This is a genomic window from Nocardioides marmoribigeumensis (assembly GCF_031458325.1).
GTDB classification, from domain to species: domain Bacteria; phylum Actinomycetota; class Actinomycetes; order Propionibacteriales; family Nocardioidaceae; genus Marmoricola_A; species Marmoricola_A marmoribigeumensis.
Window position 1 is genome coordinate 3,170,780 of sequence record NZ_JAVDYG010000001.1, and the last position, 21,472, is coordinate 3,192,251.

Annotated in this window: 21 protein-coding genes and 1 pseudogene; 12 read left to right on the plus strand and 10 right to left on the minus strand. The window is 73.6% G+C overall.

The window, feature by feature from the left end; all coding sequences use genetic code 11:
* Nucleotides 1-3 precede the first annotated feature (3 nt).
* Nucleotides 4-468: an ATP-dependent zinc protease family protein gene (locus tag J2S63_RS15165; RefSeq protein ID WP_310303899.1), complete on the plus strand. Its 465-nt coding sequence runs from the start codon at nucleotides 4-6 to the stop codon at nucleotides 466-468.
* Complete coding sequence (locus J2S63_RS15170; protein ID WP_310303902.1) at nucleotides 468-1,454, plus strand: succinylglutamate desuccinylase/aspartoacylase family protein; 987 nt, start codon at nucleotides 468-470, stop codon at nucleotides 1,452-1,454. Before J2S63_RS15165 ends, J2S63_RS15170 begins: the two co-directional genes overlap by 1 nt.
* A gap of 6 nt (nucleotides 1,455-1,460) precedes the next feature.
* Here the strand turns inward: J2S63_RS15170 and J2S63_RS15175 are convergent, their stop codons facing one another.
* The gene (locus J2S63_RS15175; RefSeq protein ID WP_310303905.1) at nucleotides 1,461-2,072 is read right to left on the minus strand and encodes a hypothetical protein; all 612 of its coding nucleotides are present in this window, start codon (nucleotides 2,070-2,072) and stop codon (nucleotides 1,461-1,463) included.
* A 175-nt stretch (nucleotides 2,073-2,247) separates the two neighbouring features.
* On the opposite strand from J2S63_RS15175, the gene J2S63_RS15180 reads away from it, so the two are divergent.
* The 6 genes from J2S63_RS15180 (at nucleotide 2,248) to J2S63_RS15205 (ending at nucleotide 8,773) form a co-directional block, all read left to right on the plus strand.
* Nucleotides 2,248-4,326, plus strand: a complete 2,079-nt coding sequence (locus tag J2S63_RS15180; protein WP_310303907.1) for a histidine kinase — start codon at nucleotides 2,248-2,250, stop codon at nucleotides 4,324-4,326.
* Entirely contained in the window at nucleotides 4,323-4,979 is a 657-nt protein-coding gene (locus J2S63_RS15185; protein ID WP_310303910.1) for a response regulator, read from the plus strand. Before J2S63_RS15180 ends, J2S63_RS15185 begins: the two co-directional genes overlap by 4 nt.
* Nucleotides 4,980-5,003: 24 nt before the next feature.
* Complete coding sequence (locus J2S63_RS15190) at nucleotides 5,004-6,167, plus strand: SLC13 family permease (protein WP_310303912.1); 1,164 nt, start codon at nucleotides 5,004-5,006, stop codon at nucleotides 6,165-6,167.
* A 19-nt stretch (nucleotides 6,168-6,186) separates the two neighbouring features.
* On the plus strand, nucleotides 6,187-7,179 hold the full coding sequence (locus J2S63_RS15195) for a DMT family transporter (RefSeq protein ID WP_310303914.1): 993 nt from the start codon (nucleotides 6,187-6,189) through the stop codon (nucleotides 7,177-7,179).
* A complete protein-coding gene (locus J2S63_RS15200) occupies nucleotides 7,179-7,781 on the plus strand; it encodes a dual specificity protein phosphatase family protein (protein ID WP_310303916.1) in 603 nt (200 codons plus the stop codon). The genes J2S63_RS15195 and J2S63_RS15200 overlap by 1 nt, the downstream gene beginning before the upstream one ends.
* Nucleotides 7,782-7,852: 71 nt before the next feature.
* Nucleotides 7,853-8,773 (plus strand): hypothetical protein, encoded by a 921-nt coding sequence (locus tag J2S63_RS15205; protein WP_310303918.1) that lies wholly within the window; start codon nucleotides 7,853-7,855, stop codon nucleotides 8,771-8,773.
* Here the strand turns inward: J2S63_RS15205 and J2S63_RS15210 are convergent.
* Genes J2S63_RS15210 through J2S63_RS15225 form a run of 4 tightly spaced genes read right to left on the minus strand, consistent with a single transcriptional unit; the run spans nucleotide 8,762 to nucleotide 13,863 of the window.
* Nucleotides 8,762-10,357 (minus strand): acyl-CoA synthetase, encoded by a 1,596-nt coding sequence (locus J2S63_RS15210; RefSeq protein ID WP_310303920.1) that lies wholly within the window; start codon nucleotides 10,355-10,357, stop codon nucleotides 8,762-8,764. The two genes, J2S63_RS15205 and J2S63_RS15210, sit on opposite strands and share 12 nt — an antisense overlap.
* Before the next feature lie 24 nt (nucleotides 10,358-10,381).
* On the minus strand, nucleotides 10,382-11,227 hold the full coding sequence (locus J2S63_RS15215; protein ID WP_310303922.1) for an aldo/keto reductase: 846 nt from the start codon (nucleotides 11,225-11,227) through the stop codon (nucleotides 10,382-10,384).
* Nucleotides 11,228-11,257: 30 nt separating this feature from the next.
* Nucleotides 11,258-11,653 (minus strand): hypothetical protein, encoded by a 396-nt coding sequence (locus J2S63_RS15220; RefSeq protein WP_310303924.1) that lies wholly within the window; start codon nucleotides 11,651-11,653, stop codon nucleotides 11,258-11,260.
* On the minus strand, nucleotides 11,650-13,863 hold the full coding sequence (locus J2S63_RS15225) for a glycoside hydrolase family 3 N-terminal domain-containing protein (protein WP_310303926.1): 2,214 nt from the start codon (nucleotides 13,861-13,863) through the stop codon (nucleotides 11,650-11,652). Before J2S63_RS15225 ends, J2S63_RS15220 begins: the two co-directional genes overlap by 4 nt.
* Nucleotides 13,864-13,915: 52 nt before the next feature.
* Here J2S63_RS15225 and J2S63_RS15230 point away from each other — a divergent pair, with 52 nt between their 5' ends.
* Nucleotides 13,916-14,782 carry an NAD(P)-dependent oxidoreductase gene (locus J2S63_RS15230; protein ID WP_310303927.1) on the plus strand — a complete coding sequence of 289 codons (867 nt, stop codon included), beginning with the start codon at nucleotides 13,916-13,918 and terminating at the stop codon, nucleotides 14,780-14,782.
* Nucleotides 14,783-14,846: 64 nt separating this feature from the next.
* The gene (locus J2S63_RS15235; RefSeq protein WP_310303929.1) at nucleotides 14,847-15,173 is read left to right on the plus strand and encodes a helix-turn-helix domain-containing protein; all 327 of its coding nucleotides are present in this window, start codon (nucleotides 14,847-14,849) and stop codon (nucleotides 15,171-15,173) included.
* Here the strand turns inward: J2S63_RS15235 and J2S63_RS15240 are convergent.
* The 4 genes from J2S63_RS15240 to J2S63_RS15255 are packed head-to-tail and all read right to left on the minus strand — an operon-like array spanning nucleotide 15,135 to nucleotide 17,835.
* Nucleotides 15,135-15,764 (minus strand): ClpP family protease, encoded by a 630-nt coding sequence (locus tag J2S63_RS15240; protein ID WP_310303931.1) that lies wholly within the window; start codon nucleotides 15,762-15,764, stop codon nucleotides 15,135-15,137. The two genes, J2S63_RS15235 and J2S63_RS15240, sit on opposite strands and share 39 nt — an antisense overlap.
* Nucleotides 15,761-16,369 (minus strand): ClpP family protease, encoded by a 609-nt coding sequence (locus J2S63_RS15245; RefSeq protein WP_310303933.1) that lies wholly within the window; start codon nucleotides 16,367-16,369, stop codon nucleotides 15,761-15,763. Before J2S63_RS15245 ends, J2S63_RS15240 begins: the two co-directional genes overlap by 4 nt.
* Before the next feature lie 48 nt (nucleotides 16,370-16,417).
* On the minus strand, nucleotides 16,418-16,678 hold the full coding sequence (locus J2S63_RS15250; RefSeq protein ID WP_310303935.1) for a hypothetical protein: 261 nt from the start codon (nucleotides 16,676-16,678) through the stop codon (nucleotides 16,418-16,420).
* Nucleotides 16,675-17,835, minus strand: coding sequence for a tetratricopeptide repeat protein (locus J2S63_RS15255; RefSeq protein ID WP_310303937.1), 1,161 nt, complete (start codon nucleotides 17,833-17,835; stop codon nucleotides 16,675-16,677). The genes J2S63_RS15250 and J2S63_RS15255 overlap by 4 nt, the downstream gene beginning before the upstream one ends.
* 347 nt (nucleotides 17,836-18,182) lie before the next feature.
* Here J2S63_RS15255 and J2S63_RS15260 point away from each other — a divergent pair, with 347 nt between their 5' ends.
* The gene (locus J2S63_RS15260) at nucleotides 18,183-18,392 is read left to right on the plus strand and encodes a hypervirulence associated TUDOR domain-containing protein (RefSeq protein ID WP_310303938.1); all 210 of its coding nucleotides are present in this window, start codon (nucleotides 18,183-18,185) and stop codon (nucleotides 18,390-18,392) included.
* 12 nt (nucleotides 18,393-18,404) lie between these two features.
* On the opposite strand, the gene J2S63_RS15265 is transcribed toward J2S63_RS15260, so the two are convergent.
* Nucleotides 18,405-19,937, minus strand: coding sequence for a cellulase family glycosylhydrolase (locus J2S63_RS15265; protein ID WP_310303941.1), 1,533 nt, complete (start codon nucleotides 19,935-19,937; stop codon nucleotides 18,405-18,407).
* Between the two features lie 317 nt (nucleotides 19,938-20,254).
* Here J2S63_RS15265 and J2S63_RS15270 point away from each other — a divergent pair.
* Nucleotides 20,255-20,608, plus strand: a pseudogene (locus J2S63_RS15270) (DUF222 domain-containing protein); the annotation flags it as partial.
* Nucleotides 20,609-21,472 lie beyond the last annotated feature (864 nt).

Here is a 21,472-nt window from a genome sequence, read left to right on the forward strand (position 1 = left end):
CGCATGACGGACCACACCGTGGTCGGCTGGCGGGAGTGGGTGTCGCTGCCGGGCGTGGGCGTCCCCTGGATCAAGGCCAAGATCGACACCGGCGCCCGGACCTCGGCGATCCACGCCTTCGACCAGCAGGAGATCGACCATAACGGGGAGCGGTGGGTGCGCTTCTCGGTGCACCCCTGGCAGGCCACCGACGAGGACGCGGTCACGGTCGAGTGCCCGCTGGTGGAGATGCGGACGGTGCGGTCCTCGTCCGGTCACGCGGAAGAGCGTCCCCTCGTGCGTGTGGACCTAACCCTGTCGGGCAGGACGGTGACGGCTGAGGTGACGTTGAGCAGGCGGGACGAGATGGGGTTCAGGATGCTGGTGGGTCGAGAGGCGCTGGAGCAGGGCTTCCTCGTGGACCCGGCGCTCAGCTACGCGGGCGGGCGTCCCCGCCTCGCCGTACGCCGGCGCAACCGGGGACGCTGATGCCGCGGCCCTCCTTCGAGATCGGCACCGTCCGGGTCCGTCCCGGGTCCGAGAAGTCGGTGACCCTGCCGATCACCCGCCTGGTCACCGGCGCCGACGTGGACCTGCCGATCCGCGTGGTGCACGGCAAGCACGACGGGCCGGTCGTCTGGGTCGACGCCGCCATCCACGGCGACGAGGCGGTCGGCGTCGAGGTGATCCGCCAGGTCCTCGCAGGGCTCGACCCCAAGACGCTGCGGGGCACGCTCATCGCGATCCCGATCGTCAACGTGCTCGGCTTCATGACCGGCAGCCGCTACCTGCCCGACCGCCGCGACCTCAACCGGTCCTTCCCCGGGTCCCCGCGCGGGTCACTGGCCGCCCGCATCGCGCACCTGATGATGGAGCAGGTGGTCGCCAAGTGCAGCGTCGGCATCGACCTGCACACCGGGTCCGACCGGCGCAGCAACCTCCCGCAGGTCCGGGCCGACCTGGAGGACCCCGAGACCCGCCGTCTCGCCGCCGCCTTCGCCTCCCCGGTCATGCTGCACGCGCCCCTGCGCGACGGGTCGCTGCGCAGCGCCGCCCGCGAGCGTGGCGCCAAGGTCCTGCTCTACGAGGCCGGGGAGGCCTGGCGCATGGACGAGTGGGCGATCGGCGCCGGCGTCCTCGGCGTACGACGGGTGCTCGCCGCGCTCGGCATGACCGACCCCGTGGCCGAGGACGAGCCGGCACCGTCCACCGCGTGCCACCGCAGCGGGTGGGTGCGCTCCCGCGGCACCGGCATGATCCACCTCGACGTCGAGCTGGGGCGGCACGTGGAGAAGGGCGAGCGGCTCGGGGGGCTCTTCGACTCCTTCGGCAAGCGGGTCCGGCTGGTCCACGCCGACCGCGACGGCATCGTCATCGGGCGCACCGAGGCCCCGGTGGTGAACCGCGGCGACGCGGTCGTCCACATCGCCGAGGTCACCGAGGTCACCGAGGTCACCGGGCCGGCCGAGGGCTGACCCGGGTCACTGCCGCTTGCGCGCCACGACCAGCCCGAGGACGGCGTAGCCCACGACCAGGTGCGCGGCCGCGACCGCGCGCCCGGCCTCCTCGCCCCGCAGCGCCAGGGTCGGGATCACCACGAAGGCCCAGGACTCGGCGACCATCGGCCACCAGCGGCTGACGCCCCGCCACCTGCCGGCGACGGCGGTGCGGATGCCGAGGAGGAACATGCCGGCCATCGACAACGGCCAGCACACGTCGAGCAGGGCCCACCCGAGCCGGTCGAGGTCGTCCAGGTGCGTCGCGGCGCCGACCGTCGACGCCATCGCGAGCAGGACCAGAGCGGTCTCGACCCGCAGCGCGGCCCGGGCCAGCCGCCCCTCTCCGAGGGCCCGGGTCCGCCACAGCACGCGCAGCAGCGCGAGCAGGCCGACCTGGAAGAGGCCGGACCCGGTGTGCTCGACGCTCTGCGCGAGCTCGGGGCCGTCGAAGCCGAGCACGGCGATCGCACCGGCCCAGGCGGTGGCGCCCGCGGTCAGGGTGAGGCCGTGCCGCCGGAACGCGGGGACCTCGCCGGGCGGGGTCGGGGTGGGGCTCGCGGTCCGGGCGGGTGCGGGGGTGTGCTGGATCGTCATCACGTTCTCCTGAGGTGCCGTCCTCCGGGCCCTTCCCGGTGACGAGGACGAGCCTCGGCGTCCCGACGGTCCCCGTGACAGGGAGCGCCGTCCCGCCGCGCGCACGGGGCGGTCCCGACCCGCGAGGGACCGTGCTCCCAGGACGACGGGACTCCGACCGGGCGATACTCGGCGCGTGACCAGCGCTCCCGACGCCGTGACGAGCGGCTTCCGCCTGCGTCCCGGCCCCGCCCTGCTGGTCGCCGCGAGCGTCCTGGTGGTGGTCGGGTCGGCCGCCCTCGACGCTGCGGTGACCGACGCGGACCGCACGGCGGCGATCACCTCGCGCGGGTGGCTGATCGGCCTGCCGGGCATGCCGCTGGTGGTCGCCGGCGCGCTGGTGCTGTCGGCGCTCCCACGCCACGCGGTGGGCCGGGCCCTGGCGTTCTTCGGCGTCTTCTGGGTCGTGGACGGGCTGGCCTTCTCGTGGGCCACCTACGCCCTGGTCCACGACCTGCCCGGCCTCTCGGTCGCCTACTGGCTCGTCGCGCGCGCCGGGGCCGGGCTGCTGCTCGCCGTACCCGTCGTGCTGCTGCTGTTCCCGACCGGTCACCTCGTGGGCGGTCGGGGCCGGTGGGCGGCGGTGGCCGCCCTGGTGCTCGGGTCCCTGCTGCCCCTCGCGCTGGTGCTGGCCCCGGACGCCGTCGTCTTCGACCAGTCCTGGCCGGGTCGCGTGCGGACCGAGATCGTCCCGCTGGACGTGCGGATGTCGGTGATGGAGCCGATCCTGCTCACGTCCCGCACCCTGACGCTGCTCTCGATCCCGGCGACGTTCGCGGTCGTGCTCGTCCGCGCCCGTCGTGCCGGGCCCGAGGAGCGTCGGCAGCTGGCGTGGCTGCTGTGGGCCGGCATGGTGACCCTGCTCTGCGTCGCGGTGCTGACCGTGGCCGCCAGCAGCGCTCTCGGCTCGGTCGCCCTGGCCGTCATCATCCTGGTCAACGCGGCCTCGGTCGGGATCGGTGTGCTGCGACCCGATCTCGGTGACGTCGACGCGCTGGTCGCTGCCACGCTGACCTTCACCGCGGTCGCCGTCGTCATGCTCGTCCTCGACCTCGCCGTGCTGTCGGCGGTCACCGCCCTGGTGGGGGAGCGCCTGACCCAGCGCGAGGTCACCGTGCTCGTGCTCCTGCTCGCGGTCTCCGCCTACGGCCCGCTGCGCGCCGCGATCGGCGGACTCGTGCGGCGGCTGCTCTTCGGCCTGCGGGCCGACCGCTACGACGTCGTCTCCGGCTTCGCCGCCCGGCTCGAGGAGGCGGCCAGCGTGGAGGGCCAGGTGCCGGTGCTGGCGAGCGCCGTCGCCCGGGCCTTCAAGGTGCCCTTCGCGAGGGTCGAGGTGGCCCTGCCGGGCGGGGGGTCGGTCTCGGCCGACCACGGCACCCCGACCAGCCAGGTGCACGAGGTCGAGATCGCCTACCGCGGCGAGCAGGTCGGCCGGCTGGTGCTGCCCCGCCAGGGCCTGCGGTCCCTGCTCTCGCGGCGCGACCGCGACCTGCTGGTCGACCTGGTCCGGCAGGCGGCGGTCGCGGTCCGCGCCGGGCTGCTGGCCCGGGAGGTGCAGGAGAGCCGCGAGCGTCTGGTGCTCTCCCGCGAGGAGGACCGCCGCCGGATCCGCCGCGACCTGCACGACGGGCTCGGCCCGGTCCTCGGCGGGGTCGCGATGCGCCTCGACGCCGCCGGCAACGCGATCGAGCGGGACCCGGCCTCGGCCCGCGCGCTGGTGCGCACGGCCCGCACGGAGGTCGCCGAGGCGCTGGATGACGTACGCCGGCTCGTGCACGACCTGCGTCCGCCCGCGCTCGACGACCTCGGGCTGCCCGCAGCGCTCGCCCAGCAGGCCGACCGGGCGCGCGGCGCGGTCGCGGTGGACCTCGACACCGACGGGCTGGGCTCGATGCCCGCCGCGGTGGAGGTGGCGGTCCTCCGCATCGTCTCCGAGGCGCTGACCAACGTCGTCCGCCACTCGGGAGCCACCCGCTGCCACGTCTCGGTCCGCCAGGAGCCGGCCGCCGTCGTGGTGACCGTGAGCGACGACGGGCGCGGGATCGGCCCCGACGTCGTCGCCGGCGTCGGCCTGCTGTCGCTGCGCGAGCGCGCCGAGGAGCTCGGCGGCCAGTGCGAGGTGGTCTGCCACGAGGGTGGGGGTACGACGGTCCGCGCGCTGCTGCCGCACGGCCTCGAGGCCACCGGACCCGTGCTGGAAGGAGCCCTCCCGTGACCGCACCGACCGCGATCCGGCTGGTGATCGCCGACGACCACCCCGTCTTCCGTGACGGGCTGGCCTCGCTGCTCGACCCCCTCGACGGGATCGAGGTGGTGGCGCGTGCCCGGGACGGCGCGGAGGCGGTCGCGGCCGCGCGGGAGCACCGCCCGGACGTGGTGATCATGGACGTCCAGATGCCCGAGCTCAACGGCATCGAGGCGACCCGTCGCGTCGTGGCGGACAACCCGGCGACGGGGGTCCTGGTGCTCACGATGGGGGAGGACGACGGCACCGTGCTGGCCGCGCTGCGGGCGGGTGCGCGGGGCTACCTCCGCAAGGGTGCCGAGCAGGACGAGATCGTGCGGGCGATCACGACGGTCCACGAGGGAGGAGTGGTGTTCGGGGCGTCCCTGGCGGCGCGCATCGCCGAGGTGCTGGCGCCCGCCCCGTCGGGGCCCGTGCGGCCGTTCCCCGAGCTGACCGAGCGCGAGACCGAGATCCTGGACCGCATCGCCGCGGGCCGCAGCAACCCGCAGATCGCCGCCGAGCTCTTCCTCTCGCCCAAGACGGTGCGCAACAACGTCACCCACATCCTGGCCAAGCTGCAGGCCACCGACCGGGCGGAGATCATCATCCGCGCCCGGGACAAGGGGCTCGGGTCGGGCTGAGGGCCCACCCGGCAGGATGAACCCGTGCAGCTGCTCAGGACCCCCGGCCTCCCCGGCTGGGGGTTCCTGCTGCTCGGGGTGGTGCTGGTGCTCACCGGCGTCCTCCCGGCCGGCGCGGCCCGTGACGTCGGGGCCCGCACCTGGCCGATCCTGCTGTTCCTCGTGCTCGCGGCCGTCGCGGCGGAGCTGCTCGACGAGATCGGGCTGTTCGACGTGATCACCCACCGCGCCGCCCGCTGGGCGCGGGGGCGGGTCCCGGTGCTCTTCGCCCTCCACGTCGCGATCTGCACCGCCTGCACGGTGCTGCTCAGCCTGGACACCACCGCGGTGATGCTGACGCCGCTGGCCGTCAGCGTGGCCCGCGAGCTCGCCGTCGAGGTCCTGCCCTTCGCGTTCGCCACGCTCTGGCTGGCCAACACCGCCTCGCTCCTGCTGCCGGTCTCCAACCTGACCAACCTGCTCGCGCACGAGCGGCTCCACCTCGGCGCGCTCGACTTCGCGGGGCTCATGTGGCGGCCTCAGCTGGTCGCCCTCGTCGCCACGGTCGTGGTCGTGCTGCTGCTCCACGGACGCGCCCTGCGCGGCCGGTTCGCGCTGCCGTCCGAGCCGGCGTCGCACGACGGGCGGGCAGTCGCGGTCGCCGGGGTCGCGACGATGGTGTTCACCGCCCTCGTCCTGGCCGGGGTGGTCCCGTGGCTGGCGGCCCTGGCCATGCTGGTGCTGCTCGTGCCCGCCCGCTCGCTGTCCGGCCCCGGGACGCTCGCGCGGCTGCCCCGGATCGTGCCGTGGGCGACGACCGCGCTGGCCCTCGGCCTCTTCCTGGTCGTGGGGTCGGTGGTGGCCCGCGACCCGGGCGGCCTGCTGTCCGGGGTGTCCGACCGCGTGGCCGGCCACCCGGTGCTGCTCGGCGCGGCGGGCGGAGTGGCCGGCAACCTGGTCAACAACCTGCCCGCCTACCTCGCGCTCGAGCCCGCCGCCACCTCGCCCGCCCTGTCCGCGGCGCTGCTGGTCGGCACCAACGCCGCGTCGGTCGTCCTGCCGTGGGGCTCGTTGGCCACCCTGCTCTGGCTCCAGGCGTGCCGGCGGCGCGGCGTCGCCGTACCCCTGCGGCAGGTGGTGGGCGGCGGTGCCCTCCTCGCCGTGCTCGTCGTGACGGGATCCGCGTTCGTCCTCGGCGGCGTGGGGTAGAAGGGGCTGGTGGACGCGCATGACGCATGACGAGCCGGCCTGGCTGCGGGCCGTCGCACTCCCCGGGGCCTTCGTCGTCGGGGTGATGGTGACCCTGCAGAGCAAGATCAACGGCACCCTCGCCGGGCGCCTCGGCTCCGGGCCGCGGGCGGGCCTGGGGGCCGCGCTGGTCAGCTTCGGCACCGGGCTCGTGGTGCTCTCGGCGCTGCTCCTGGTGCTCCCCGCCTGGCGGCGCGACCTGCGCCGCCTGCGCGCGGCGGTGTCCTCCGGTGACCTGCCGCGCTGGCACACCTTCGGCGGGCTCGCCGGCGCCGCGCTGGTGGCCACCCAGGGCCTCAGCGTCGAGACGATCGGGGTCGCCCTGTTCGTGGTCGCGGTGGTGGCCGGACAGACCAGCTCGGCGCTCGTGGTCGACCACTACGGCCTCGGACCGGCGGGGCGAGCCGTGGTGACCCCGGGCCGCGTCGTCGGCGCCGGGCTCGCGGTCCTCGCGGTCGTGATCTCCGGGGCGGACTCGCTCTCCGGCGGCCTCCTCGTCGTCGTCCTGGCGCTGCTCCCGCTCGTGGCCGGCGGTGGCACGGCGGTGCAGCAGGCGGTCAACGCCCAGGTCGGCCGGCGCAGCAGCCCCTGGATCGCCACCTGGAACAACTTCGTGGTCGGCACCGCCGGACTCGTCGTGGCGCTGCTCCTCACGCTGCTCCTGCCCGGGCACCTCGAGGGCCTGCCGGGTGAGTGGTGGCTCTACTCCGGTGGCCTGATCGGCGTCTGCTTCATCGCGGGCGCGGCGGCGCTGGTGCCCGTCGTCGGCGTGCTGATGTTCGGCCTCGCGACCGTGGCCGGGCAGGTGCTGGCCGCGGTCCTCGTCGACCTGGCGACCGACCCCTCCCGGGTCACGGTCCGCACCTACGTCGCGGCCGTCCTGACCTTCGTCGGCGTCGCCGTCGCCGGGTTGAGCCAGCGCCGCGCCCGGCGGCTCGCGTCGCAGCGGCCCGCGCCTGCGGAGGCCTCGTGATGCCCGACCCACGCCAGCCCCGGATCGCCGACGCGGTCTTCGTCACCGACCGGCTGCTCGTCGGTGGGGACCTCGACGCCCGCGACGACGACCTCGCCGGTCGCCAGCTCGCCGAGCTGGTCGAGCTCGGCGTGACGCACGTGGTCGACGTACGCGTGGAGTGGGACGACCTGGACTACGTCGCCGAGCGCGCCCCCGCGATCACCTACCTCCACCACGGCATGGACGACGCCGGCCAGCAGGTGCCGCTGGAGTGGTTCGACGAGGGCGTGGCCTGGATCCGGTCCGCCCTGGAGGAGGGCGGGACCGTCCTCGCGCACTGCCACATGGGCATCAACCGCGGACCCTCCCTGGGCTACGCCGTCATGCTCACCCTGGGCTGGGACCCCGTCGAGGCGCTCGACGCGATCCGCCGCGCCCGGCCCCAGGCCTACGTCGCGTACGCCGAGCAGGCGTTGCGCTGGCACCACATCCGCACCGGCGGCACGGTCGACCAGCACGCCGCCGACCAGGCGCGCCTCAAGGAGTGGCGGCGCAGCCACGCCCTCGACCTGGAGACGGTGATCCGGCTCAAGCGGGAGCAGGGTGAGGGAGGACCCTGACGGGGTGAGTCCCAGCCGATCGGGCGTCGATCTCACCTTTGGGGAGGGTGGGGCTGGGTAGGAGTGGGGGCATGGGTCTCTTCAGGCGCTCTGCGCCACCTTCGCCACCGGACCCGCACCTCCCGCTGACCCTGGCGCAGGCGGCGAAGCTGCGCGACCTGGTCCGCACGACGTTCGCCGAGGCGGGCCTGGAGGTCGTCGTCCACGCCGACCACATGGAGGACGACGGCGGCCGCACGCTCGGCCTGTGGAACCTCGCCGCGCTGTGCAACGACGCGCCCGAGCGCGAGTGGCCCGACCTCGTGCGTCGCCACGTCACCGCCCTCGTCGACCCCGAGGACATCGAGTCCCTGACCGACGACGACCTGCTCGGCAGCGTCCACCTGCGGCTGGTCGAGCGGGCGGGCTTCCCCGACCCGAGCTGGCACCCCCAGGCGGTCGCCGTCGGTGCGGACCTGCTCGCGATCCTCTCCGTCGACCTCCCCGAGACCGTGAGCACGCCGCGCGAGGACTACTGGGACGAGCGCGGCGGTCTCGCCCGCTGGCGCCTGACCGGCCGGGCCAACCTGGTCGCGGTGGCGCTGTCCGACGAGCTCGAGCACCGACGGGTCGGCACCGACGGGGGAGCCGGCGCCTTCGACGTCGTCACCGGCGACTCGTTCTTCACCGGCAGCACGGCGCTGGTCGCCGACCACCTGGTGCGCAGGTTCTCGCCGGGCACCGACTTCTCGCTCGGTCTGCTCGTGGGGGTGCCGTTCCGTCACCAGGTCGTGTGGCGGGTGCTCGACGGCACGCCCGACTCCGCGCTCGCGATGGAGAACCTCTTCCGCTTCACCATGGTGGGGTTCTCCGACGCGCCGGGTCCGCTGAGCCCCAACCTGTTCTGGGTGTGCGGCGACGAGTGGCGCCAGGTCACGCGCATCGCGGACGACAAGGCCCACGTCGAGGTCGACGAGGAGCTCGCCCGGGCGCTGGGGATCTCAGGCCCCTGAGTCACCGGCCGCGAGGTCGGCGTGCTCCTGCCGCAGCTCGCGCTTGAGGATCTTGCCCGAGGGGTTCTTGGGCAGGGAGTCGGCGACGACGACGTACTTCGGCGCCTTGTAGCCGGCCAGCACCGACCGCGCGTGCTCCCGCACCTGCTCGGGGTCCAGGCTGGCGCCCTCCTTGGGCACGACGACGGCCGCGACCGCCTCGATCCACCGCGGGTGGCTCACGCCGAAGACTGCGACCTCCGCGACGCCCTCCAGCTCGTAGATCGCCTCCTCCACCTCGCGCGAGGCGACGTTCTCCCCGCCGGTCTTGATCATGTCCTTCTTGCGGTCGACGACGTAGAGATGACCGGTCTCGTCGACGTAGCCGAGGTCGCCGGAGTGGAACCAGCCGTTGCGGAACGCCTCGGCGGTCTTGGCCTCGTCCTCGTAGTAGCCCAGCGTCGCGTGCGGCGACCGGTGCACGATCTCGCCGACCGTCCCGGCCGGCACGTCCTGGTCGGCGTCGTCGACGATGCGGGTCTCGACGTTGACCGACGCGCGGCCCGCCGAGCCGGCGTACGCCAGCTGCTCGTGCGGTTTGAGGATCGTGGCCAGCGGGGCCATCTCGGTCTGGCCGTAGAAGTTCCACAGCCGGATCGACGGCAGCCGCTCCTGCAGCTCGCGCAGCACCTCGACGGGCATGGCCGCGGCGCCGTAGTAGCCCTTGCGCAGCGACGAGAGGTCGGTGGAGTCGAAGTCGGGGTGCCGCAGCAGGCCGATCCACACCGTCGGGGGCGCGAAGTACTTCGTCACCTGGTGCTCGGCGATCGCGGCGAGGACCGCGCCCGGGTCGGGGCCGGGCAGGATCACGCTCGTGGCGCCGAGGTAGACGTCGGGGCCGAGGAAGCAGTCGAGCTGCGCGCAGTGGTACATCGGCAGCGTGTGCAGCTCGACGTCGTCGCCGCTCATCTCGCCGTCGATGACGCACGAGGCGTACTGCCACAGCAGCGAGCGGCTGGAGAGCAGCGCTCCCTTGGGACGCGACTCGGTGCCGGAGGTGAACATCATGCGGACCGGGTCGTCGTCGGCGACGAGCACCCCGGGTGGCGTGCCGTCGAAGTCGAACCAGGCCTGCGCGTCGGGCCACCCGGTGCCGGAGACGTCGGCTCCCCGCGGGCCGATGGCGGCGCGGACCGGCACCTCGAGCCCGCTCTCGGCGACCGCCTCGTCGGCGGTGGGCACGAGGGCGTCTTCGACGACGAACGCCTTCACCCCGGCCTTGGCCAGGATGAAGGCGATCTCGTGGGCGCCGAGCATGAAGTTCACCGGCACCAGCACCAGCCCGAGCCGGGCGGTGGCGAAGTCGAGCACGGCGAACTGCCAGCAATTGTGGCTGAGCAGCGCGACCCGGTCGCCCTTGACCAGCCCCTCGGCAGCCAGCGCGGCCGCCGTGCGGTCCACGCAGGCCGCCAGCTCGACGTACGTCATGGTCGTCGGGCCGTCGACGAGCGCGACCCGGTCGGGTGCGTTGCGGGAGGTGCGCCGGGGCAGGTCGCCCAGCGACTGCTGCCGTGCGGTGCTGATCAGGGAGGTCAGGTCGCTCACCCCGGCACCGTACGACGGGAGGGGTCAGTCGGGCACGTAGTCGAACGTGTCGGGGTTGGGACCCTGGCGGCCGTCCTCGCCCTTGTCGAGCCCGTCGATCAGCGACATCTGCTCCTTGTCGAGCTCGAAGTCGAAGATCTCGAAGTTCTCCTTCATGCGGGCCGGGGTGACCGACTTGGGGAAGACGATGTCGCCGCGCTGCACGTGCCACCGCAGGGTGACCTGCGCCGGGGTCCGGCCAACCTGCTCGGCGATGTCGGTGATCGTGCCGTCGTCCAGGACCTTGCCCTGGGCGATCGGCGACCAGGCCTCGACCGCGACGCCGTGCTTGTGCGAGGCCTCGCGGGCGGCGTTGTTGGCGAAGTAGGGGTGGACCTCGATCTGGTTGACCGCGGGCGCCTTGCCGGTCTCCTCGACGATGCGGTCGAGGTGGGCCGGCTGGAAGTTGGAGACGCCGACCGACGCGGCGCGGCCGTCCTCGACGAAGGACAGCATCGTCTGCCACGTGGAGACGAAGTCGCCGTCGTAGAGCGTCGGGAGCGGCCAGTGGATGAGGAAGAGGTCGACCTTGTCGAGGCCCAGCGCCGACATGGTGCCGTCGAAGGCGCGGCGCGCGTCGTCGGGCTTGTGGAACCCGTTGTTGAGCTTGGAGGTGATGTAGAGCTCGTCGCGGGCGAGGCCCGAGGCGGCGACGGCCTCGCCGACGCCCTTCTCGTTCTTGTACATCTGGGCGGTGTCGATGTGGCGGTAGCCGATCTCGAGCGCCTGCGTCACGACCTCGGCGGTGTCCTCCGGCGGGACCTGGAAGACACCGAACCCGAGCTGGGGGATCGAGGTGCCGTCGTTCAGGGTGATCGTGGGAATTGACATGTCACCTACCTACCCAGACCCGCGCGACGCCTAACCCCCGAGCGACACCCCGAGCGCCTCGGCGAAGCCCTCGCGGTCGGCCACGGTGAGCGTCGCGCCGGGGTGGACGATCCGCTTGGTCGGGTCGATCGCGGGCACCGGCCGGTCGAACCGCACGCAGACGCCGGCCCGCCCGTTGGTCGCGAAGGACACGCCGCGGTCGCTGAACGACAGGTGCGGCGGGCCGGCCGTCTTGACGAAGGTGTAGCCGCCCGTCCGCGTCGCCGAGGTGATGTTGGACAGCGCCGTGCGCAGCGACCACGGGCCGTAGCGCACGCGGAGCGCGGTCGGGCTCACCTCGGCGTACGCCGTCCAGGGCGTGATGCCGAAGGGCAGACCGGCCACGCGGTAGGCGGCGTCCCAGTCGAACGCGAATCTCTGGCTCACCACTCGATCCTGCCGCGCAGGGGCAAGTGGCGCGAGGACGTGCCGACCCGGACCCGGTAGGTGCCGGGCGTGACGACCCACGCGTGCCGGCTCGGGCTCCAGCGCGCGAAGGCGCGGCGGGGCAGGTGGATCGTCACCCGCCGGGACTCACCCGGCTGCAGGCGTACGGCGGCGAACCCGCGCAGCTGCCTCGGCGGCTCACCGGCCCTGGCCGGGTAGGCGACGTAGACCTGCGGGACGGCCTTGCCCGGCCGGGTCCCGGTGTTGCGGACCGTGACCCGGACCAGCGCGCCCCGGCCGTCGCGGCGCACCGCCAGGTCGCGGAAGGAGTACGTCGTGTAGCCGAGCCCGAAGCCGAACGGGAACAGCGGCGAGACGCCCTGGGCGTCGTACCACCGGTAGCCCACGTGCAGGCCCTCGGAGTAGGTGACGCGGCCGTCGCGGCCGGGGTACTGCGCCGGGGTGAACCGCACCTGGCGCTCGGAGCGCGGGAAGGTCTGCGGGAGCCGTCCGCCGGGCTCGAGCTCGCCGTAGAGCACCGCGCCGAGGGCGTTGCCGTGCTCCGCCCCGCCGTACCACGGGACGAGGACGGCGCCGGCGTCGGAGAGCCACGGCATCCGGACCGGAGCACCGATGTCGAGGACCACGACGTTGCGCCGGTTGGCCTGCGTGACCGCGGCGATCATCTTCTCCTGCTCCAGCGGCACCGACTGGCAGAACAGCGTGACGCAGGCCGAGGGACGAAGCCCGAGGTCGGGCCGGTCGGTCCCCTCCGAGGACCCGTCGGTCGCGACCACGACGGCGACGTCGGCGGCCTGCGCCGCGAGGCGGGCGTCCTCGACGTTCGACCCCTCGACGTAGACCACGCGGTCGCCGTGGGCGGCGGCCTGGGCCTGGATGCCCTCGAGCGCGCTGACGATGCGCGGCGGGAGGTTGGGGCCGCGCGAGGACCCGCCACCGGAGACCGAGTTGGCGGCGCCGACCGGGTTGGCGGCGTAGCCGACGACCGCGATCGTGCGCCCGCCGTCGACGTTGCGCAGCGGCAGGAGGTGCTCGTGGTTCTTGAGCATCACGGTCGCCTCGGCCGCGACGCGGCGGGCGAGCGCGCGGTGCTCGGGGGTGGAGACGTCGGAGAGGTAGGGCACGGGTCCGGGTGCCACGACGTGGTCGAACAGCCCCTGCGCGAACATCGAGCGGGTGATGTTGCGGACCATCGCGTCGATGCGGGTGCGCGTGATCGAGCCCTTCGCCATGGCGGCCCTGAGCGAGTCCGCGCCGTAGTAGCGGGACCCGGCGCCGAAGACGCTCGTCGCGGGCAGCGAGGAGGCGAAGGCGTGCATCTCCAGGTCCATCCCGGCGTTGGCCGACGGGGCGGTGGAGTGGGTCGCGCCCCAGTCGGAGACCACGAAGCCCCGGAACCCCCAGTCCCTGCGGAGGATCCCGGTGAGCAGTGCGCGGTTCTGGCAGGCGTGCTTGCCGTCGATGCGGTTGTAGGAGCACATGATCGACCCGACGCCGGCCCGCCTCACCGCCGCCTCGAACGGCGCGAGGTAGAGCTCGCGGGCGGCGCGCTCGGGCACGTGGGTGTCGATCGTCATGCGGTCGACTTCTTGTTCGTTGAACGCGAAGTGCTTCGCGTCGGCGATCACCGGGTTGTCCTGGATGCCGCGGATGAACGGCACGGTCATCTCCGAGGACAGGTGGGGGTCCTCGCCGAAGTACTCGAAGTTGCGGCCGTTGTACGGCGTGCGCGCGAGGTTCATGCCCGGGGCCAGCATCACGTTGACGCCCTTGCTGTGCGCCTCGGCCCCGATGGCCCGGCCGAGGTCGCGCTCGAGCGCCGGGTCCCAGGTCGAGGCCTGTGCGACGCCGGACGGGAAGACCGTGGTGGCGAGGTGCATCCCGGCCACGCCGGACCCGGCGTCGGACAGCACGAGGTCGGGGACGCACAGCTCGGGGATGCCGTCGACGTGGCCGGCGTTGCCGTAGTAGGTCACCCAGGGCGGGTCGCCGAAGGTGAGCATGTGGAGCTCCTGGTCGAGCGACATCGCCCCGACCAGCGCGTCGGCCCGCTCGGATGCGGAGTCGCGGCGGTCCATCCAGCGCGCGCAGGCCGGGTCCGTGCCGGCGGTGGCCGGGCTCGTGCCCACCAGGCTCAGCAGGCCACCGACCAGGGTGGCGGCCGCCGCGGCGGTCAGGCTTCGCGGCATCCTCGTCGGGGTCCTCATGGGCTGCTCAACGAGCGGTGGCACGATCAGTGACATGACTCGACTCACCGTCGCGGTGCTCGGCACCGGGATCATGGGCGCTGCGATGGCGCGCTCGCTGGCTCGCGAGGGCCACACCGTGCGGGTGTGGAACCGCTCGCCCGAGAAGGCGCAGGCCGTCGAGCAGGAGGGCATCACCGCCGTCGGCTCGGTCAGGGAGGCGGTCCGCAAGGCCGACGCGGTCCTGACCGTCCTCTTCGACGCCGACAGCGTCCTCGCGGTCACCGACGACATCGTCGACGCGCTGCGCCTCGACGCCGTCTGGCTCCAGGTGAGCACGGTCGGCCCCGAGGGCGCCCGCCGCATCGCCAAGGAGGTGCCCCAGGCCCACGAGCGCCTGCTCGACGCGCCCGTGCTCGGCACGCGGCAGCCCGCCGAGGACGGCAAGCTCGTCGTGCTCCTCTCGGGGCCGAAGAAGGCGCGGGCGAGGGCCGAGCCGGTGCTCGAGGCGATCGGCTCGCGCACGGTCGTGGTCGGCAAGGAGGTCGGCCAGGCCAGCGCGCTCAAGCTGGCGTGCAACTCCTGGGTCGCCACGGTCAACGCCGGGACCGCGCAGGCCCTCGCCCTCGCGCAGGGCATGGGGGTCGACCCCGCGCTGTTCCTCGAGGCGGTCAAGGGCGGCCCGGTCGACGCGCCCTACGTGCAGCTCAAGGGCGCGCTGATGATCGAGCAGGACTGGGACACCCCGTCCTTCGCCGTCGACGGCGTCCGCAAGGACATCGCCCTCATGGTCGAGGCCGCCAAGGCCGCCGACGTCCCGCCCAAGCTGCTCAAGGCGCTGGCGTCGTACTACGAGCGCGCGTCCGAGGACGGGCTCGGCGGCGCGGACATGGCAGCCGTGCGGGCCGCCTTCGACCGCTGACCGTTCTGCGCACAGCAGAACGAACCGCGACCGCTCGGCCCCACCGCCGCCGTACGCTCGACCCATGAGCAACGAGCCTCTGTGGCGCGAGCTGGTGGGCGCCACGCTCCGCACGGTCCGGACCCGACGTGGCGAGCGCCTCAGCGACGTCGCCGAGCGGGCCGGCGTCTCGACGCAGTACCTCTCCGAGATCGAGCGCGGCCTCAAGGACCCGTCCTCGGAGATGCTGGCCGCGGTCGCCGGCGCGCTCGACCTGTCGGTGCGCGAGCTCGGGCTGCTGACCGTGCAGTCGGTCGTCGCCGTCGCGTCGACGCCGTTCTCGGTGACCTCGGTGACCTCGGCGCCCGGTGCCTCAGGCGCCCCGCACGGCGCGCTCTGCCTGGCCGCCTGAGAAGGCGTTGCTCCTGAGCACCACGTCGGCGATGCCGTAGTCCACCGCCGCCTGCCCCGGCAGCACCAGGTCGCGGTCGGTGTCCTCGCGGACCTGCTCGGGCGTGCGTCCGGTGTGGCGGGCCAGGACCTCCTCCAGCAGGGTGCGCACCCGCGCGACCTCGTCGGCCTCGAGGATCAGGTCGGGGATCGTCCCGCGGCCCTGGGCGGCCGGCTGGTGCAGCACGACCCGACCGTGCGGGAGGATCGCGCGCTGCCCGGGCTCACCGCCGGCGAGCAGCACGGCCGCGGTCCAGGCGGCCTGCCCCACGCAGGTGGTGTGGACGGGCGTGGAGACGAACTGCATCGCGTCGTACACCGCCAGCATCGCGGTGATCGAGCCACCGGGGGAGTTGAGGTAGAGGTTGATCGGCGTCTCGGGCGACTCCGACGCCAGGTGCAGCAGCTGGGCGATGACCACGTTGGCGACGCCGTCGTCGAGCTCGGTGCCGAGGTAGACGATGCGGTCCGCGAGCAGCCGTGAGAACAGGTCCATCGTCCGCTCGCCCCGCGGCGTGTGCTGGACGACGTAGGGGATCGTGAAGGAGCTCACGCCATCAGCCCCATCGAGCGTGTGTGCGCCGGCGCCACGTCGTCGACCGACGAGATCACCCGGTCCACGAAGCCGTAGGCGAGCGCCTCCTGCGCGTCGAACCACCGGTCGCGGCGCGAGTCCCGCTCGATCGTCGCGACGTCCTGGCCGGTGTGCTCGGCGACCAGCCCGATCACGGTGTCGCGGGTCTTGCGCAGGTCCTCGGCCTGGATCTCGATGTCGATGGCCGTGCCGCCGATGCCGGCCGACCCCTGGTGCAGCAGGACCCGGGCGTGCGGGAGGGCGTAGCGCTTGCCCGGGGTGCCGGCCGAGAGCAGGAACTGCCCGGCGCTCGCCGCCATCCCCATCGCCAGCGTGCTGACGTCGTTGGGGACCAGCCGCATCACGTCGTGGATCGCGAGCATCGCCGAGACCGAGCCGCCCGGGGAGTTGATCCAGAGGCTGATGTCGGAGCGGGGGTCCTCGGCCGAGAGCAGCAGGAGCTGGTGCATCAGCCGGTTGCCGTTGCCCTCCTCGAGGGCCTCGCCCAGCACGATGATGCGCTGGTGCATGAGTCGCCGGACCAGCTCGTCCTCGAGCCGTCCGTAGGTCGTCGTGGTCGTCATGCGGCCAGCGTGCGTCGTCGGCCGGCCGGGCCCCAGAGCGTGCTGCTGCTAGTGGATCAGCCGCGGGCGGATCACCCGGAGGGCCACCGAGGCGACCACTCCCACCACGTCCAGGGCGAGCTCCGCGCCGCGGCGGCCGGGGTGGATCGAGCGGTCGGCCTCCGACCAGGTGTCGAACCAGCCGAGCACCCGCACGACGCCGCCGGACTCGCGCTGGACAGTCACGTAGTCCAGCCGGCCCTCCCGGGTGCGGTGGGCCCGCACCTCGGGAAGGCCGACGAGTGGCGGCCGTGTGGCGACGGCCGTCATGCCGGGACCCGCTGGTCGTGGGTGCGGAGCGAGTCGCGGCGGCGCAGGTCGAGCGGCGAGGGCCGCCGCTCGAGACGGGAGTCCAGGACGGCGCGGGCGCGGTCGGCCCACCCGGCATGCGCGAGGGCCAGGAGCAACGTCTCCTCGACCACCTCGCGCTGGGCGGCCGACCCGCCCACCTCGGGCAGGGCCGGGACGATCTCCTCGAGGGTGTCGGCGGCCTCGACCCAGCGATCCTCGAGCGAGGCGCCCGGGGCCGTGCCCAGGGGCGCGACGACGGTGCGCATCGCGCCGCGGGCCGACCGCATGCGGCGCTCGAGGGCGGCCAGCCGCGTGGCGTCACCGTCGGCCGCGAGCGCGAGCGCGGCGTGCACGGCCACGAACGGCGTGCGGGGCTCCGCCAGCAGCTCGGGCTCGATGGTCCCGAGCACGGAGGAGGCCGGCGGCGCGGCGCCGTCGGCGGCCCCGGCGGGCCACGCGGAGGTGGTCACCCGCCAGCGCCACAGCGGCGACGCGGAGTCGACGAGTGCGAGGACGCCGGTGACGGCCCCGGGTCCGAGCTGGGTGTAGGAGCGCTGACGCACCGCCTCGGTGTCTCCCAGCGCGAGCTCGTGCAGGGCGGCGTGCCACGAGAAGTGCGCCCGGTGGATGGCCGCGCGGCCGCTCTCGGTGACCCAGTGGTCGAGCCACGCCCGCCCGGACTCGTGCTGGCCGGTCTCGGCGCTGACGTGGGTCTGCGCGTGCACCGCGTGGCCCGAGGACGGTTCACAGGTCAGCGCGCTCTCCGCCAGCCAGCCCGCCTCCTCGAAGCGGCCCTGGTCCTGGCGGGTGAAGGCCGGCAGCGAGATGTACCACCAGTGGTCGCCGTACGCCGGGGCAAGGCCCTCGACCAGGTCCCACGCCCCCTGCTGCACGTCGGTCACGCCCGAGAACGCGATGGTCGGGACGGCGGCGGAGACGGCGAGCACGTCGCGGGGGTGCTGCGCGATGTGGTTCATCAGCGCTCCGGCGCCGTTGCCGTTGACGTCGGCCACGCGCCGGGGCACCACGTCGACCAGGGAGCGCTCGCGGTCGTCACCACGTCGTCGCACGGCCTCCTGGGCTGCCTCGAGCGCGGCGGTGACGTCCGTGGTGGCGCCGGCCTCGTGGCCGAGCATCGCCAACGCGGCGTGGCCCGGGGCGAAGCCGGGGTCGAACGCGGTCGAGGCCTCGGCGGTGGACTCCCACAGCTCGCCGCGGCGCAGCGAGCCGAGCGTCCACAGGGGGCCTCGGCGATCCCGTTGGCGTCGACCAGCCGGCCCCGCTCGGCGCGAAAGCCCATGCCGCCGGACGCGCCGGCCCCGAGGATGGCGATGCGGGAGCGAGCGGGTGCGGCCACTATTTCTCCTAATCTGAGTAAGTCACTACAGATTAGAGGGCGTGGTCCAGGTTTCGCCAGCCGGACACGCCGGGTAGGGGTGACGCACCACCGACTGGTCGGGCTGTCGCAGGAGGAGAGGAACGCATGATCCGCAAGGGCAGCACGGTCTCGTGGAAGTGGGGCTCCAGCGCCGCCGAGGGCAAGGTCGCCGAGGTCCACCACGACAAGGTGACGCGTCAGAGCAAGGGCGAGTCGATCAGTCGCAACGGCAGCGACGACGACCCGGCCTACGTCATCGAGCAGGAGGACGGCACGACCGTCCTCAAGCTCAGGTCCGAGCTCCAGGAGTCCTGAGCCACCGCACTCTCAGCGCGGGGTGACGACGACCCGCACCCGGGTCACGCCGGCCCTCTGGGCGACGACGAGCCGGGCGGCGTTCGCGTCGGAGACGACCCGGCCACCGGTCACCGTCACGCGGTAGCCCTTCGGGTAGACGTACGCCGGGGTCGAGACGACCGTCCGGGAGCCGTGGCGGAAGCGCCCCTTCAGCGCACCGGCCTTGGCCGGTCGCCACGTCACCACGAGGCGGCGGGTGGCCCGGTCGTAGCGATCGGTCAGCGGGGTGCCGGCGACCACTGCCGGGTGGGGCACGACGAGGGCGCGCATCTTGGCCCAGTCGACGTTCTTGCCGCGCGGTGCCTCGGCCGGGTCGAGCACGAGCGCCTGGGTCGCGCCGGGACCGGTGGTGGTCGGGTCGTCGCAGCCGCAGTAGGCCCAGTACTGCCAGCCGGTCAGGTGCGCGGCCGCGCGCTGCACCATGCCGCGCAGCGTCGGCTGGTCGGTGGTCGCACCGAACTCGGTGAGCAGCGGCGGGTCGCCGGTCTCGTCGGCGTGCGCGTCGGCGTTGTCGAAGACCAGGTCGTCGAAGATGTGGCAGGCCAGCTCGCCGGCCCCCTCGGCGTCGGCCTCGGCGGTCAGGCAGTAGTCGTGGAAGGAGAACGCCAGCCGGGACCCCGTGGGGCGCACGCTCGTCCTCGCGCCGTTGTTGAACAGCACGTGCGGCTCGTAGAACACCGGCGTGCGTGAGTCCACGCGGCGGATCGCGTCGATGCTGCGCTGGCTGAAGGCCTGCAGGGTGGCGTCGAAGACGGGGCACCCCTCGGTGTTGGCGCAGGTCTGCCAGCCCGTGCCGGGCCACGGCTCGTTGAACAGGTCGTGGCCCAGGACGCCCGGCGTCCCCTTGAAGTACGACGCGACGTGGCGCCAGGCGCGGGCGTAGCGCGTCTGCAGCCCCACGCCACCGGGGCCGGCGTCGTCGGCCCAGAAGTGGTCGAACGCCCGGTTGAGGGCCAGGTTGCCGAAGTAGTTGTAGGGGAAGCCCAGCTGCGGCTGCGCCGGGACGCCGTCGTCGAGCACGGCCCAGTCGGGGGCGCCCTCGCCTTGGAACCGCTCGTTCCAGAGGTCCTGGTGGAAGTCGAGGAGGACCCAGATCCCTTGTGCAGCAAGGATCCTGGTGGTCCGACGGATCTTGGCGAGGTAGTCGTCGTCGTACCTCCCCGGGCGGGGCTCGACGGCCTTCCAGATCAGCCCCAGCCGCACGGTGTCGAACCCGTGGCGTCGCAGGAACGCCGCGTCGTCGCGGCCGAACCCGACCTGGCTGGGGGAGTAGGACCGGCGCTTGTAGACCATGTTGACCCCGTGCAGCAGGCGCACGCGTCCTGACGGGTCGACGATCCAGCGGCCGACGGGCCGCAGCCGCGTGGGCAGGTCGGTGGCGCGGACCACGGTCGGCGCGCTGGTCGCGGGCGCGGCTTCCCGGGCGGACGCCTCGACCGCGCCGGTGAGCAGGCCGGCGAGGAGCGTGGGCAGGACGGCGAGCAGCACCAGCAGTCGGGTCACCGGCCCAGGCTAGGAGCCGCCCGCGGACCCTGCCACTGAAACTGAATGTCGGTGGGCGCTGGTCTGATGGATCCATGGCGCACTACCCGTTCGGCACGGCCGAGGTCGAGCACGACCTCGGTGAGCTGACCCGTGGGTGGGACCGCACGGCCCGGCTCTCGCGGATGCAGACCCGGCGCCGCGCCCGTGAGGCGTCCGAGGCCCAGGACCTGCTCGACCTGGTCGGGTGGGCCGACGACCACCGCACCGACGCTCTCGAGTCGTGGGCGGGCGCTGCCCTGCTGCCCGGCCACGAGGGCCACTCCGAGCCGATCATGATGTCCGGGGTGCCGGTCGACGACTTCTGTCTCGCCGAGCTGTCCGCCGCCCTCGGCATCAGCCAGGGCGCCGCCCGGGCCCGGACCGAGGAGGCGCTCGAGCTGCGCGAACGCCTGCCCCGGTTGTGGACCGCGGTCCACGCCGGCAGGCTGGCTGCCTGGATGGCGCGCCAGGTCGCCCGGGAGACCAGGTCCCTGTCCGACGAGGCCGCGGACTTCGTCGACCGGCAGCTCGCCCCGTTCGCACGCACCCTGACCCTCACGCGCATCAAGCGTCTGGTGGCGGCAGCGATCAAGCGCTTCGACCCCGAGCGCGCCGCGGCCGATGAGCGCGCAGCCGCCGAGGATCGCGGGGTCTGGTTCGACCTGGAGCACGGCGGTGACGAGCTGGTCACCGAGGACTCCCGGCCCAACGGCACCGGCCGCCTGGAGGCGGTCGCCGACGTCCCCGACCTCCTGGCGCTCAAGGACGCCCTGGAGGTCAAGGCGCACGAGCAGCAGCTCCTCGGCGACGAGTCCTCGCACCAGGTGCGCATGGCGAAGGGCCTCGGCATCCTGGCCGACCCGCAGCACGCCCTCGACCTCTCCGCCGCCGCCGTCGACGTGCTCGACCCGGAGAGCGGGTCCGCCGTCGCGACCGACTCCCGGGTCCGTCGCGACCGGCGGCCGCACCGCAGCCGGCCGGTCTTCGGTGGTGACCGTCCCCTCCACGTCCACCTCCACACCAGCTCGCAGGTCGCACGCGTCGAGGCCAGCGGCCTGCCCCACGCGGGTTCTCCGATCAGCCGCGAGGCGATCGAGCGCTGGATCGCCGAGCTCGCCCCGGGAGTCCGGGTCAAGGTCACCCCCGTGGTCGACCTCAACCGCAACCACTCGGTCGACGCCTACGAGGCCCCGGACCACGTCCGGGCGATGGTCGAGCTCCGGGACGACACGTGTGTCTTCCCGTTCTGCACCAACCGCGGCAGGTTCGACCTCGACCACACGACTGCCTACGTCCCGATGGACGACGGCGGACCACCCGGCCAGGCGTGGACCTACAAGCGGGTCGACTCGGTCTTCGACCTCGATCCCGCCGGTCCCGACCCGTGGATGCCCGACTGGCTGCGTGAGCAGAGCCCCGGCCCCCGAATCCGGTGGGCCTCCGTGCGCCTACCTGTGGACCTCGCCCATCGGCTTCAGCTACCTCGTCACCTCGACCGGCACCTACCCCCGCGA